Source organism: Rhizobium sp. 05L429, from assembly GCF_056397645.1.
Genome location: NZ_JBFTNV010000049.1, coordinates 1 through 13663, shown reverse-complemented (window position 1 = coordinate 13663; position 13663 = coordinate 1). Strand labels below are relative to the sequence as shown.

At 61.3% G+C, this 13663-nt stretch carries 14 protein-coding genes; 3 read left to right on the top strand and 11 right to left on the bottom strand.

Features of this window, described 5'->3' with window-relative positions:
• Positions 1-3: 3 nt before the first annotated feature.
• From AC1DNW_RS33285 to AC1DNW_RS33260, 6 genes are all read right to left on the bottom strand, one after another.
• Entirely contained in the window at positions 4-1095 is a 1092-nt protein-coding gene (locus AC1DNW_RS33285; RefSeq protein WP_113509949.1) for an aminotransferase class I/II-fold pyridoxal phosphate-dependent enzyme, read from the bottom strand.
• Positions 1096-1104: 9 nt separating this feature from the next.
• Positions 1105-3063 carry a hypothetical protein gene (locus AC1DNW_RS33280; RefSeq protein WP_477855533.1) on the bottom strand — a complete coding sequence of 653 codons (1959 nt, stop codon included), beginning with the start codon at positions 3061-3063 and terminating at the stop codon, positions 1105-1107.
• Positions 3064-3079: 16 nt separating this feature from the next.
• On the bottom strand, positions 3080-4387 hold the full coding sequence (locus tag AC1DNW_RS33275) for a hypothetical protein (protein WP_113509951.1): 1308 nt from the start codon (positions 4385-4387) through the stop codon (positions 3080-3082).
• Between the two features lie 5 nt (positions 4388-4392).
• Complete coding sequence (locus AC1DNW_RS33270; protein ID WP_113509952.1) at positions 4393-5052, bottom strand: hypothetical protein; 660 nt, start codon at positions 5050-5052, stop codon at positions 4393-4395.
• Between the two features lie 198 nt (positions 5053-5250).
• Entirely contained in the window at positions 5251-6024 is a 774-nt protein-coding gene (locus AC1DNW_RS33265) for a hypothetical protein (RefSeq protein WP_162747123.1), read from the bottom strand.
• A 145-nt stretch (positions 6025-6169) separates the two neighbouring features.
• Positions 6170-6352, bottom strand: coding sequence for a hypothetical protein (locus AC1DNW_RS33260; RefSeq protein ID WP_477855532.1), 183 nt, complete (start codon positions 6350-6352; stop codon positions 6170-6172).
• Positions 6353-6434: 82 nt separating this feature from the next.
• On the opposite strand from AC1DNW_RS33260, the gene AC1DNW_RS33255 reads away from it, so the two are divergent.
• Positions 6435-7742, top strand: coding sequence for a hypothetical protein (locus AC1DNW_RS33255; RefSeq protein WP_477855531.1), 1308 nt, complete (start codon positions 6435-6437; stop codon positions 7740-7742).
• Between the two features lie 197 nt (positions 7743-7939).
• On the opposite strand, the gene AC1DNW_RS33250 is transcribed toward AC1DNW_RS33255, so the two are convergent.
• Both AC1DNW_RS33250 and AC1DNW_RS33245 read right to left on the bottom strand, forming a co-directional pair.
• Positions 7940-8527: an RES family NAD+ phosphorylase gene (locus AC1DNW_RS33250; RefSeq protein WP_477855530.1), complete on the bottom strand. Its 588-nt coding sequence runs from the start codon at positions 8525-8527 to the stop codon at positions 7940-7942.
• The gene (locus AC1DNW_RS33245) at positions 8524-9327 is read right to left on the bottom strand and encodes a hypothetical protein (protein WP_477855529.1); all 804 of its coding nucleotides are present in this window, start codon (positions 9325-9327) and stop codon (positions 8524-8526) included. Before AC1DNW_RS33245 ends, AC1DNW_RS33250 begins: the two co-directional genes overlap by 4 nt.
• Before the next feature lie 205 nt (positions 9328-9532).
• On the opposite strand from AC1DNW_RS33245, the gene AC1DNW_RS33240 reads away from it, so the two are divergent.
• On the top strand, positions 9533-9856 hold the full coding sequence (locus AC1DNW_RS33240) for a hypothetical protein (RefSeq protein ID WP_477855528.1): 324 nt from the start codon (positions 9533-9535) through the stop codon (positions 9854-9856).
• 245 nt (positions 9857-10101) lie between these two features.
• On the opposite strand, the gene AC1DNW_RS33235 is transcribed toward AC1DNW_RS33240, so the two are convergent.
• The 3 genes from AC1DNW_RS33235 to AC1DNW_RS33225 form a co-directional block, all read right to left on the bottom strand.
• On the bottom strand, positions 10102-10626 hold the full coding sequence (locus AC1DNW_RS33235) for a VOC family protein (protein ID WP_477855527.1): 525 nt from the start codon (positions 10624-10626) through the stop codon (positions 10102-10104).
• Between the two features lie 101 nt (positions 10627-10727).
• Complete coding sequence (locus AC1DNW_RS33230; protein WP_477855526.1) at positions 10728-11576, bottom strand: alpha/beta fold hydrolase; 849 nt, start codon at positions 11574-11576, stop codon at positions 10728-10730.
• Positions 11577-11626: 50 nt separating this feature from the next.
• Complete coding sequence (locus AC1DNW_RS33225) at positions 11627-12451, bottom strand: oxidoreductase (protein ID WP_477855525.1); 825 nt, start codon at positions 12449-12451, stop codon at positions 11627-11629.
• Positions 12452-12641: 190 nt separating this feature from the next.
• Here AC1DNW_RS33225 and AC1DNW_RS33220 point away from each other — a divergent pair, with 190 nt between their 5' ends.
• Positions 12642-13502: a LysR family transcriptional regulator gene (locus AC1DNW_RS33220; protein WP_477855524.1), complete on the top strand. Its 861-nt coding sequence runs from the start codon at positions 12642-12644 to the stop codon at positions 13500-13502.
• Positions 13503-13663 lie beyond the last annotated feature (161 nt).

The following is a 13663-nucleotide window of genomic DNA, read 5'->3' as shown; positions in this document are numbered from 1 at the left end:
CTGTTACTCCTGGATTTGCAAGGCTGGTTTCTGTCGCGTGCAGGCAGTGAGGAGCAGATGCAGGGCGACAAGCCCCACTTCTATGTCTGCGAGCCCGTGGCTCGCGTTCAAAATGAAGCTGACGAGGGCTCGACCGCCGCGACGGGCACGATGGAGAACGGTGGCAACCCCCAACCAGTCGAGTGCCGTGTGCAGTCCGGTGGCCTTCATGCGCGCCGGCAGGATTAGGGTCTGGACCGGAAAAAACCCGCCATGGGCCCCCATGCCCAAGCTGCTCAGCCCCTGTCGAAACGAAGAAATCACGTTGATCAAGCGCTGGCGAAGCGTTTCGCCATGCCGTGCGTTGATCATCAACGCTCGCCGCGCCGCTGCAATGTCCGCCTGGGAGGGCGGACTGCAGTGCACGCGCGTCTTGCTGATCGCCTTGAAGCGTTCGATGAGCGAGCGGCTGCCGCCGATCAGGGCAAGTGGCACCCCAAAACCCTTGGCAAGCGAGGCGACACGGATGAGGTGCGGGTCGGCTAGCTCGAACCATGCTGGCGTGCCCGCCCCGCCGATGCCCAGGGGACGGGCGGCACTTGCCTGTCTGCCAAGGATGCCAATTGCCTGTGTGTCGTCAAGGACGAGCCATCCTTTGCGTTGTCGGACAAGATCAAGATAGTCCGGCAGCGGAGCTGGCTGCCCCGTGAGCGGGTTCAATCCATCCACGAGCACGAGAGGCCTCCGGTTTGCCGACCGCAACGCAAGCGAGGCCCGAAGCGCGCTGCGATCGTGGGAGGCGAAGGCAAATTGCGGCACTCCGCGTGCGCCAACGGCGTCGGCCGCCCAGTGCGCGATGGGATATGCGCCGCTATCCCTATGGATTGTAATGTCGTCGGCAAACATGTCGAACAGGTCCCAGAACAGGTGAAATGTCGAAGGGCCGATCGCAACCGCGCCGCAGCCGAGAAACTCGGCGAGCGCGGATTCGAGGTCTTCGACCTCCCGCAGGGAGCCGAGCGCCGCCGGGCGCCCGGTTGTCAGCTGCCGCCACGGCCGCAGCGCGCCATGGTCGTGGGTCAAGCCCAGGTAAAGGGCCGAAGTAAAGTCGGGCATGGTCCTGCCCTACTTCTCGGCGAGATATTTCTGGGCAGGGCGCAGCGGCTGCATTTCCTCAGGCGAAGCAGCAGACGAACCGATCGTGCGCATGCCGCCCGGCCGCCGTCCTGGAGAACCGCTGTGCTGGGCCAACAGGCGTCGCTGCAGCAGCTTCGACGGTTGGGTGAGCCGTCCTGCGCCATCCTGCGCCTCGGTCGTCTCGGCGCCAAGATCGACACCTGTCACGGCCTGATAGCCGTGCAGATAGCGCTGGATCTCGGGTTTGCAGCTCCGGGCCCAGTTTTTGGCCTGCTCTTCGATATTGTTAATATCGACCCAATCCCCGTAACGGATGGACAGCAGGATGCGCTCGCCCGTCACGGCCAACTCGTGGAAATGCGTGATCGACGTATCGGACCAGCCTTGCAGCTTCTTCATGCAGTCGACCGCACCCATCCACCCTTCCTGATAGGGTACCATGTAGCGGCCGCGCAGGAATTCGCGCGTCTCGGGTCGTGCGAGCATCCATTGATTGATCAGCATTTCACCGCGCGCGGTCCAGGTCAKATCGCCGAATTGATTATGGGCACCTTCGGCGAGAATAAGATGAACCTCCTTCAACGCGTTCAGCAGCGGGAAGGCATCAGCGATAACGGTCGTGTCGCGATCTTCCCGATAAAACAGGCCGGCGCGATATAGCAGATTATGGAACGCCTCGATGAATTTGGAACGCGTATCAGCCGGAACCATGCCGCGGACCGCCTTGCCCTGCAGGATGAGACCATAATGATGTTGGTATTCATAGGCACGGCGCGACACCGTGAGGCGATTGTGCTCGTCCTGGATATAGCCCCAGAGAAGATTGTTGAGCGGTCGCAGAGGATCGAATTCCAGCTCGCCCAGCGGATCTTGCGGTGAACTGCGGCGGTTCTGGAATCGCAGGGCAATCGCGTTGATCGTCTGGACCAGCATGCCCTCCTCCAGCCAGTAGGACCAGATCAGCTCTAGCATGCTGGGAGCGGTGAAACGGTGTTTCAGGATGCCTTCGCCGAACGGCGAAGTCTCCGGTTTTGCCGGATCATCCCTATCCAGGCTGATGAAGGCTCGAACGATGCGTTTGAGATAGGGCAAAGCCACGGGCTGTCCGTCGGACGTCCTGAGATAACTGCGCAGGCGCCTTTCCAGACCGCGCGCGGTGACGCCCTCCCGTTCCATGCGCACGTCTTCATGTTCGGCGCTGAAAATGTCATCGCTTTCGCCGAAGGCATCGCGTTCACGGATCGCAACGCCGCTTTCAAGCGTCAAAAAAGCCTGGGTTGCGAGTTTGAGAATTCCGTATGCATGTGGACCGAACACACCGAGCGACTGGCGTCTTCCATCTACGTCCAGATCGCTGAGTTCGCGCTCCACCGTCTGGACGGCCTTGTCGAAACCGCCCTTGTCGACCAGCAGCGTGTTGATGAAGCGTTGATAGCGGGGAAAGCTCATCGCCGACGTGCGATTGCGGATMGCCGCCCAAAGCGCTTGGTCGGGCGTCGGTGAAGCGCCCGAACGCTGCAATGCCACCTTCGTGGGCAGATCGTGCCTCGCCGAGATTTCGATATCGCAGCTATTCTCCAGGATGTCGGGGAGTGCAGGCAGATCGGAGTAGCGCTTCAGCCGCCTGATATTGGCAGGAAAATCCTTAAGCCGACGCATCGTGACAGTCAGGACATGCTTTCCGTGAAAGACGTCCGGCACCTTGAACTGATCCGGGTTGTCGAAAAACTCCAGCTGATCGTCATTGAGGAGGGTTTTGCCGTCAAGCGTGAACCGGTATTCGTAGAGACCATAAAGTTCGGGGTGCGTGCCTATGTCCACATCTCCGATCTCGAGGTGATTCAGCAAGACGCCAACATCGACCGGCAAACCCTCATGGAGCTTCGCGGGTGAATAGATGATACGGCAGTTCCAATCGGTCTGCGAAGAAGTGGCTACGGATGTCATGCTCGTTACTCCAGCGTCAGATTGCAGGGATGGTTTTCGGTTGCCGGCCGGGCAAACCAGTCCAGACCGGGACGACATTCAATGTGCTTCCGATGGCCCAATGGGTCAGGAGCCGCGCCAGCAGCTCGCTCTCGTCCTCCGGGCCGAGACGGCCGTCCGCCTTTGCCTGACCGATGGCGGCAAAGACGAGCGATGGCGGCGCGCGGTACATTTGCGCGGGTTCGCGCCGCCACGCCTGAAACAGGGCGCCCAGTCGTTCCGGGCGGCGGTCATGTGCCTCCAGCGCCTCGGCTACTGATCGTCCTCTGAGTGAGGCCGGTCGATGACCGGCAAGRAGCTCGGCAAAAGCCGGCAGGCTTGCCTCCAGCCGAAGGATCAGGTCCCGCTGGGCGCCCGAGAGCCTGTCGAGCGGATAGTAGCTTTCCCAGACGCGGGCCACGCGTTGCCATTGTGGATGCGGGTTGAGCGCGTCGCCGATGGCGCAGCTGAGCTTGACCCGGATCCAGGGCATGGGGTGCGGATCGTCGACATTGAGCCGGAACACGAACGGCCGCGGCAGGCCGACCACACCGATCAAACCCAGGGTCGACACGATCCCGAGACGGGCGATCGACCAGAAATCCGAGATCACCTCGGAAACCCAGCGCTCCCAAAGGTTCCAAACCACCGGATCGTTGGAGCGTTCGGCCCTTTGGCGGATTGCTGGCCGCAGCGAGGCGACAAGTCCGAGAAGTTCGGCCCCCTGATGTCCCACCTCATGGATCAGCGACGAGGAAATACCGCTGCTGATCATGCGCTCGCGCGGAATGCGGATGATCGAGACCGGGTTCTCACCGCCACCAGGCAGGCGTGTGCGGGCGCGTCGGATCGCCGCCCCCACGCCCCGATCGAGATAGCAGATCACCGGAGGCGCCCTGTAATATTGCGGCAGCGCCAAGGCGTCGGAAGACACCGCGTCGAGGCCCGAAAGCCAGACGCCAAGCTCGTTCTGTCCGCGTTGCGCGAGCACATGGTCGAACAGATCGAGTTGTGACAGGACCGCATTGAAGCGCAGCCTGAGAAAGACGAAACGTTGCTGTGCGTCGGATGCCGGAACCCGCCGGCCCGGGCCGTTCACCCAGACGATGAACTGACGAATTCGCGCCTTCAGTTCGCTGCGCCCCTTGGCGAGAAAGCGTTCGATCGCGAGCTGGGCCGTGGGCAGGAAACACGCCGCCGGCACCATCGGCTGGTTGAGCACGAAGGGCTTGAGCCGGGCGAGCCTGGTGAGCAGAGCCCTCGCCTCCTGTTCCAGCATCCAATGCGCAAGGGGAGCGGCGGACATGGCTCTTACGCTCCAATGAGAATGATCGAGTGGCCGCGCCGAACCCAGCTGCCGCTTTTTGCGCGCCCGTGGTGCCGTGGACCTGGCGTCGACAAAACGAGACCTGGTGCCCTGGCCTGGATGGCGGCCGCAAGAGCGCCGGCAGCGCTGCCGCCGTGTGCCTGCCCCGGCGAAGCCTGCACGAGGTTCTTGACCGCCTCGCCTGCAAGATCGACGAAGCGTCGCGCCACCTCGAATTCACGGTCCTCATCGCTCAATCCCTCCAGTTCAAGGCCAAAGGCACGGCCGGCAAGTGAAGCGGCCTGGCCACCAAGGCGCGCGTCCTCGGAACCACCGATTGCCCCACCGAGTGCTGCGCCGGCCTGCGGCAAAAGCTTGCCAGCGGCCTTTTTGAGCATGCCGACCAGCGCTTGGCCGTCGCTCGACTTAATGAAGCCACCCAACGCGTGGCCCGCCTTCTTGATCAGCCCGCCAAGGAAATATTCGAGCTCGGCCTCGTTGCCGACCTCCAGCAATTCGCTGGCGAGTTCCATATTCTCCATCTCGCCGAAGACGGTCTCGGCTTCGCCGCTCCACGCCTCCATCTCGTTGAATTCGAACTGTTCGGCTTCAAGCTCGCGTTCCCGCGCGCCGAGTTCAAGGCGTACGCGATCCAGATCATGCATCGAATTTCTCCATAAGGTTGTGCCGTGTTGGCCGGAGGCCTGCGGACCGCAGTTGCACTGACCCGCGGGCTCGCCGCATCCGGTGCAATGCATGGGACCGCTGCCCGAGAGCCTTGCCCTGCGTCGGGCGCGAAAATTGCCGTCGGCGGGCCTGAGCGATGTTGGCATCGCAGCCTCCTCTTTGAGGGTTCCCGGCCATCAGATGCCGACGATAACGATATTGTGTCCCTGGCGATGCCAGCGGCCGTTTTGCGGACGATGATGGCGGCGACCACCGCCGGCGCCCGACAACAAGCCGGGTGCGAATCTGCCTGCGGCTTCCGTGACGGCCGCCTTGGCGGCTGCCGTCGGATCACCGCCCTGAGAGGACGTCAGCACCTTGTTGACGGCATCGCCGGCCATGCGCACAAAGTTCTTGGCGCCTTCGAATTCACGATCCTCTGCTTCCATCTCGGCCTCCAGACCCAGCGCATTGCCGGCTGCAGACGCAAGTCCGCTACCGATCTGCGCGCCGAGCGGACCGCCGACAAGACCGCCGAGCGCGCCACCGGCAAGGGGAATAGCTTTCTTTGCCGCGCTCTTCAGGAACCCACCGATCGCCTGGCCGACAGGCGACTTCACCGCCTGGCCAATGGCACGACCGGCACTTTTAATGAGATTGCCGAGAAAGAGATCGAGTTCGGCTTCGCTCGTCACTTCGAGGAGTTCACCGGCGAGTTCCATCACCTCGGCTTCGCCGAGAGCTTCGGATTCGGCTTCCCATTCGTATTCGCCGCTCCATTCAGCCTCCGTCTCGCCCTCTCCTTCGGCCTCCCATTCGGTTTCGGCCTCGCCTCCCCATTCCGTTTCGGCTTCATGGCCCCATTCGGCCTCCGCCTCGCCGCCCCATTCGAACTCGCTTTCGAAAGCTTCGTTCTGCGGGCTCAACTCGAATGCATCCCTTACGAATGCTTCCTTCTCGAAACCGTTCATCGTCATGCTCTCCAGTTTTGAAACTCGTTTCGCCGGCGCGATGCCTGCGGTGACAAAGAGAGCTTCGCAACTTCCGTGCCAAATCTAATCCATTGATTTTATTGATCTGATTATCGAGAGGCACCGAAACAACTTTCGCCGTCGGTCAGGTATCAACGGATTCTTGCGAAAGCATTTTCGGTATGGACGAGGGGATCAGCGGATCTGCAAGGGGCAAACGAACCAGCCCGCGCAGCAAGGGACGCAAGGCCAAGAAACTGTTTTCATTCATGCTTCCTGGCCGGCAACCGCTCGTCCGCTCTCTTTCGGCCACCTTGCTCGCGGTCATGCGCGTCGATCCTTCGGMTTGGCACCCCGCTTGCAGGAGAAGATCGCGGCCATCCAAGCCGATCAACCGCGGAGAAATTGAGATGACGATCGCAATTGAGCCATCTTATGGAAGCCACATCCTGCGCCGCAGCCGGACCCCGATATTCGACCAGGCGCTGAGTGACGCGGAGGTATTCGAACTCGGCGTTCGCCTTTTGCGCAGCAGATCGGAAGAGAACTTCGATCACCTGCTGGGCGCCACACTCGCCCATGCTGCCGCAAGCTCCGGCGGGATGCTCAGCCCGCAACTCGGCGCCGCGATGGGCGGCCTTCTCAAAAATATCGCCAGCCGCCGGCTGTTGAGCGACAGCCCGGACAGCCAGTTCGACATGGAGTTCGGCGAGACTGACAGCCGTCGCCGCGCCCTGGCCGAGAGCCGACGCTTCGTACGGCTTTCCGGTGAGGCCGCACGCCACGCGATCGAAGAGTTCAGCGGCTATGGCGGCCGCCGCGAAGCACTCGGCGCGCTGGCGGCTGCAGCGGAACTCTATGCGCCGGCCCTCGCAACTGTGCTCGAATCCGAAGGCGAATGGGAAAGCGAACAGATGCCTTCCTTCGACCCTTTCGATTATGACCCGCAGATGGAGTATTTTCTCGGTGGCCTCGTGCGTAGCGTCGGCAAGGTGGTCAAGAAAGTATCCAATGTCGTCGGCAGTGCGGCCAAGGCCGTCGGCCGTATCCCGGTGATCGGCGATATCGCCCGGATAGGCGCCAGTGCGCTCAGGCTCGCCGCCGGCCCGGCTGCCATTGCGCTTGATGCTGGCGTGAGGGTTGCGAAGGGAGAGCGCCTCGACCGTGCTCTGAAGGGAGCAGTCAAGGGCCAGATCAATGCGGCACGCGATCAGCTTCGATTGGCTGAGATGGTCGCTCCCTTCGTGCCGGGTATCGGCACCGGGGTCGCAGCCGCTCTCGGTGCTGCCAATGCGCTTGCTGCCGGCAAGCCGATAACGCAGGCGCTTTTGTCGGCAGCGCGCAGCGCTGTCCCCGGAGGGGCAATCGCCCAGACCGCCTTTGACGTCGCGCTCAATCTTGCCAGTGGCAAGAACATCGGACAGTCATTATTGGCTGCTGCACGCGACCGCCTGCCCGGCGGCCCCGCCGCGAAGGCGGCATTCGACGGAGCCGTGGCGCTCGCCCAGGGCAAGAAGCTGCAGGATGCGGCTTTTGCGGCCGCCGGTCGGGTTTTGCCGCCCTCCCCCTATGCGGCCGATGCGCTTGCTTTCGTAAAGGGCGTTGCCAATGGCCAGAATATCCAGAACGCCGCTCTTTCGGTTGTCGGGAAGCGTGCGATTGGCAACATTCGCAGTCAGGCAGCACGTGTCGCCCCGACAGCGAGGCGCTATGGCTGACGTCGCACACCTTGGCTACCGATCTTGCTCAGTAACGGGTATCGATAGTGAGCGATTTCGAAGTCGTTGATTGCTTAGGTCGGTGAAGCTACGGTCGGATCGGCGCGTTCGAAAGCAACAAAAAAGCACGGTCATCGATCGTGGTTGCATGCAGCCACATAACGGCAATTGAGAGCGCACCATGTTCCGCAACGCAGCTAGGGTGCCAAGCCGATCCCATAACGTTCACCGATCTCCCAGAACCAATCCTGGTCCAATTCGATATCTCGGGAAACCTCATAAATTGCATCTGCCGCGCGTTCGTAGAGCGCAAAGCAGAGTTCGGTGTCGTCGTGGCGCGCGTGATAGGCGATCCCGTCGAACGCAAGGGGGTGTTTTAACAGCTCCTTCGACCACGCCTGGGCAATCTCGTACGGCAAGCTGCCGTGGGGCACCTCCGCCGTGGCGCCGATCCGCGACAGTCCTGGCCCGGCGAGACGCACCAGCGTCAATGGTCTTTTTGCGGCGAGGCGCACGTATCCTTTGCGTTGGAGCAGTTCGGCATCTACCAGTGTACGCCCTGGCGTCCTCAGGAACGTCTCGGCAAACGCGCCGGCAATCTCTTGAGCGGCATACAGCACGCCATAGGAGCCATCCGGCGCATTGAAGCGTCCGAGATCAGATCTATCGAAATAAATAGGTTCATAAGCAGCACTGTAGAAGCGATGCAGGTTCCCTCCTGTCGGCAGTGTCACCAATTCGGGAACGCGGCTCGAAAGATCGGCCGGCGGACGCGGAGCGCTCACGCCCCCTGTTTGCCATGCCGTCGCGCCGCCTGGATAACCTGATCCTGTTGGCCCGACCTGAGAACGTCGATCGGCTTTCGATCGCCAAGGCGTGCATCTGGTCGCGCCAGGAAGTTCAGCAGTATCCAGGGATTTTTGCTTTGAAGTGCGTCACGCACGTCCCGAAGTCCTTCAACGATCGTTCCGTCCGGGGCAAATTGCAGCGTCGGGTAGCTTCTCCGATTGCTTGGCCCAGGCACAGCGAGCAGCGAGCCTTCCTGAACACGTTTGTCCACGGCCTGACGGGAAATGCCGCGCATCAGCGTCCTGACTTGCTCGAGATCGTAGGCTCCCCCTGCCGCGCGCAAATCCTCTTCCGCGATGCGGACGCCCGCCAACAGCGCTCGGCTGCGCGCATCCGGTTCGAAGGCCGACTTGTCGATGACGGCTGTCTTAGTCTCTGACTGGCGTTGACGCAGGCTGGGCGTGGCTTCGGCAATCCGAGAGATCCGTCCCCGACCCGCCTGGCGGATCTTTCGGATCGATTCCGGTTTTGACGATACGATGGCGACCTCGGCGCCGGCCGGCAGATCGAACCCAGAGAGAGCCTTGATCGGATCCCCCTTCATCATGAACATCGTCACGACGTCGGAGCTACGCTCCCGTCGATCCTTTGCCTTGCTGCCTGTTCGCTCAACCATCGTTTCAGTCTCCTTCATGCATAAGATATGCATTCGCGCAATTTTGTCAACTTGGTCAATCAAAGCAACGCCTATTGGGTTCAAGATCCAACTCAACGCCCGGCGATCACCGTAGCCCATGCGCCATATCCAAGCGCAAGATCGGGACATTCGCCACCCAAAATGGGAGCCTCCTCTCATTCCATCCATCTCACACGCTATCTGAGCGGTCGCGCCCACTTCTTGCGCGTTACAGTTTTACATGAACCTCAGATGAGGGCCGTCTTCAGAACGAGTTCAGGGCGAAGCAGCCACCCTTGGTCATAAACTGCCAAGGAGATGAGCTATGAAAATTGCCCATTTTGCCGTTGCGGCCGTTCTCTCGTTCGGTTCGGCCTTCGTCGCGGCAGGGCCTGCAGCGGCGATGCCGCGATCTGCGGCACCAGCTGCATCAGCGGAAAAGAGCGCGATCATTCAGGTTCGGCACCGCCATCACAGACATTATCGTGATTACGACCGGTATGGGTGGCATCACCGTCGCTACTATCGGGATTGGCGCGCCGAGCGGCACTGGCGCGACGATCGCGGCTGGCGATACCGTGACCGTTACTACGATGATGGCTACTATCGGCCGCATCGCAACGGCGTCTATCTTCGCCTGGATTTCTAGAACTGAAAAGCGCCGGTAAACCGGGGATTTTTCATGCATACATGATGGACAACTCGGCATCTTTCGGTGCCGGGGCGATCTGGACGGGGTGTATCGGGTCTGGGAGAGGCGTCGGCTGCTGCCTTACCATCCGGCCGGTGCCGAAGGTGAGGCGCAGCCTCCGAGCGCCGAGGCCCCAGCCATCGCAGAGAGCGACAGAAAGCTGCGGCAAGACGTTGTGTTTTCAAAGCTCATACCGCTCTGTCCTAGTCCTGCCACCTGCGCAGATCCGTCTGGTCATGGTAGGCCATGCGGTCGGGCGTGGTGATAAATTCCACGGTCGTGCCCCATGGCATGCGGCAGTAGCAGACCTTGTTTCCAAGCCCTTTTTCGGTTGCATAGGGAATATCGCGCGGCGCGGTAAGCGGAGTGCCTCCGGCCTTTTCGAAGCGCTCGATAGATGCGTCGATGTCGTCGGTGTAGACACCGAAGTGTGTGATGCCGAAGTCGCTCGCTCGAACCGGCTGGGCTTGTTCGGGGCCGTGCATTTCGAAGAGCTCGATGTCAGGTCCGGTTCCGATCTTGACCATCGCCTGCGCACGCACGACCGTTCCAGGGAAAGCGCCAGTGGCTCGCTCGAATTCGGGTCCCTGCCGCGGCGGATCCTGCGGTCCGAAGGACTGATAGATCACCTGGCCGCCGAAAGCTTCCACCAGGAACGATTTTGCTGCTTCGATGTCGGGCACCGTGATGCCGATATGATTGACGCCGCGAATGACAGGTGCGGTCATGACAGTTTTCCTTTCTTGTTTAATCGATCGAATGCGGTAGGTGCGGGCGCAACTTGCCCGCAGTGTCGCGATCCGGCCCAGGACGGGGCAGTCGCAGAGTTTCAACTTGCCTTGAGGAAATCGATCAGAGCGGCCGCCACTTCATCCGGCCGCTCGTCCGCGACATAGTGGCTGCACCGCTCAATCGAGCCGCCCGTCACATTGCTGGCGAACTCCTTAAGCATCGGGACCATATGCGCACCGAAGCGCTGATCCCCGCCGAGACCCAGCACCGGTATCTCGAGCGGTTGCTTCTTGTACTCAAGCGCGGCCGTATGGTCGGCGGCGAGGGTACGATACCATTCCATGCCTCCGCGCGTGCGGCCAGGAAGAGCCATCGCTTTCGCGTAGATCTCGATGTCCGCCGGATTGAAGGTGCTGTGATCGTAGAACCGCTCAGCCATGAAGGTAGAAACATAGTCATATTCACGGCCATGGATCAGGCGCTCGGGTAGATCCCGGTTCATATGGAAGCTGAAGTGCCAGATCCTCGCAGTCGTTGCCTCCCATTGGGTCCAGCCGGGAAGCGGAACGTCGAGGACGGCCAGGTGGGTAACAGCCTGGCGATAGATGGCGGCTTGCGGCAATGCTACCATTCCGCCAATGTCATGGCCGCACACGGCGTACCGTTCATGCCGAAGGGCAACCATGACCTCGTGCGCGTCKCGCGCCATCGTCGCCTTGTCATAGCCGTCAAGCGGGCAGTCGGAAAAGCCCGCGCCGCGCAGATCCACGGCCACCACGCTGAAATGCTCGGCCAGCAGCGGCATCACATGGTGCCATTCCCACCATGTTTCCGGCCACCCGTGAAGCAGTAGGATCGGCGGACCGGACCCCCCGGTGACGGCGTTGATCTTGATGCCATTCACCGGCACGAGCTGCTGGGTAAACCCCTTCAAAGTTGCGATCATGATCACTTTCCAGTCAATGTTGACGTTCAATAAGAGTTTGCGGCCAGCGCTTAAGGCTGGTCGAAATCGGTGGCGATTGTGATGTCGCGCCAGGCGTCGATATCGCTGCGGAAGGAAGCCAGCTTTCGCTCAGCGATCGAATGCGCGATCGGGCCGAGCGGCAGATGAAGCGGGGCGTCATCGGCATCGACTGCCTGCAGGATCACCGCGGTCGCCTTGTCGKGATCGCCCGCCTGACGGCCGTTGTTGGTTTCGCGATAGTGCGTGCGCGAGCTCGCGGCGTATTCCGGCATCTCATTGGCCGCCATCGTGATCGAACGTCCAAGGAAATCGGTGCGAAACGGCCCAGGCTCGACGATCAGCACGCGGATGCCGAACGGCTTCAGCTCGCCGGCGAGCGCTTCGGAAATCCCTTCCACGGCGAACTTGGCGGCATTGTAATATCCGCCACCGCCGCTGCCCGCGATGCCTGCGCCGGACGACATGTTGACGATCGTTCCCCCCGAACGTCGCAGGACGGGCAGCGCTGCTCTGGTGGTTTCGATCAGACCGAAGACGTTCACCTCGAACATCGACCGATATTCTTCGGGCGTGCCTTCCTCGATCGCGCCGAACAGTCCGTAGCCGGCATTGTTGACGAGCACGTCAAAGCCGCCGAATGTTTCGACCGCCTTTGCGACCGAGGCCTTGGTTGCCGCCGCATCCGTCACGTCGAGCGGCAAGGTGATCATGCGGCCGCCGAAAGGCTCAGCCATTTCTCCGATCGTTTTGACATTGCGGGCCGTCGCGATGACCTGATCGCCGCKCTGTGCTGCAGCGAGTGCGAGCCGCTGGCCGAAGCCGCTTGAGCAACCGGTGATGAGCCAAGTTTTCATTACTTTTTCTCCGAGTTGTTTTCAGACGACGCCAAGGGTCACGGCTCCTTCACCCGAGCGGCCGCCCTCATGGGTTCGGCGGATCCTCAGAAGGAGGCACCTCCAGACGATGATGGGAATCTAGGTGCTTAGATTTGTTCTTTAAGTGACATAACTGTATTCTTGGCGTTCAGTTTTGTGGGGGTGTGAGATGGAATGGAGTGACGTCAGAATCTTTCTTGCTGTTGCGCGATCTGGCACGCTCGGCGGCGCCGCGCGTTCTCTACAGACGAGCCATCCGACCGTTGGCAGGCGCCTGCGTGCGCTTGAGCAGGCGATCGGTCACACACTCTTCCAGCGGACTGCGGACGGCCTTGTCCTGACCGAAGAGGGCCACGGGATCATTGCGCTGGCAGAGCAGATGGAAGAGGGCGCGCTGGCCATGGAGCGCCGGCTTGCGGGGCAGGAGACGAATCTCAAAGGCAGTCTGCGCATTTCATCAGCGGACTGGTTCGGGGCCTATGTATTGCCTCCCGTCCTGGCGGATTTCTCCAACGCCTACCCGAACGTCGACGTCGAGATCCTCACCGGCACGCGCCTGTTCAACCTCGCCCAGCGGGAGGCCGACGTCGCTTTTCGTATCGTTCCGTTCAACACCGCCGATGTCGTTCAGCGGCGGCTCTTCAGGCTCGAATACGGCGTCTATATCGCCGAGGAGTCGGCTGATCCAAAATATGGCGACGGGAGTGATTTCCGGCTGATCACCCACGATACGTCGACCGGTCAGTTTCCCGATATCGCTTGGCTCATCGAGAGTTTCCCCAACGCGAGACCGGTCCTGCGATCGAACAACCGCAACGTCCAGGGGCGCATGTGTCGGCAAGGCGTCGGGATCGCTGTGCTGCCCCGCGTGGTCGGCGACCAGATCGCCGGTATCCGCAGACTGGAAGTGCCGATGCCGCCGCCGGCGCGAGACATCTGGATGGGATATCACCGGGACCTAAGACGTCTTCAGCGTCTTCGTGCGTTTATCTCGACCGTCTCGGACCATCTMATGAACGCGGCCGCATGATGAGCGGCCCGGCCGAGCATTCGAATGTCGGCCGATGCCAATCGAGCTAGTCTCGAACCCGATCGTATTCTTCTTGGGCTCGCTCAAGCTCGGGACCGTAGGTCATGGACCACGCATAGAGCGCCTCGAACGGTTGCTGGAGGTCGAACGGTTGCTGGAGG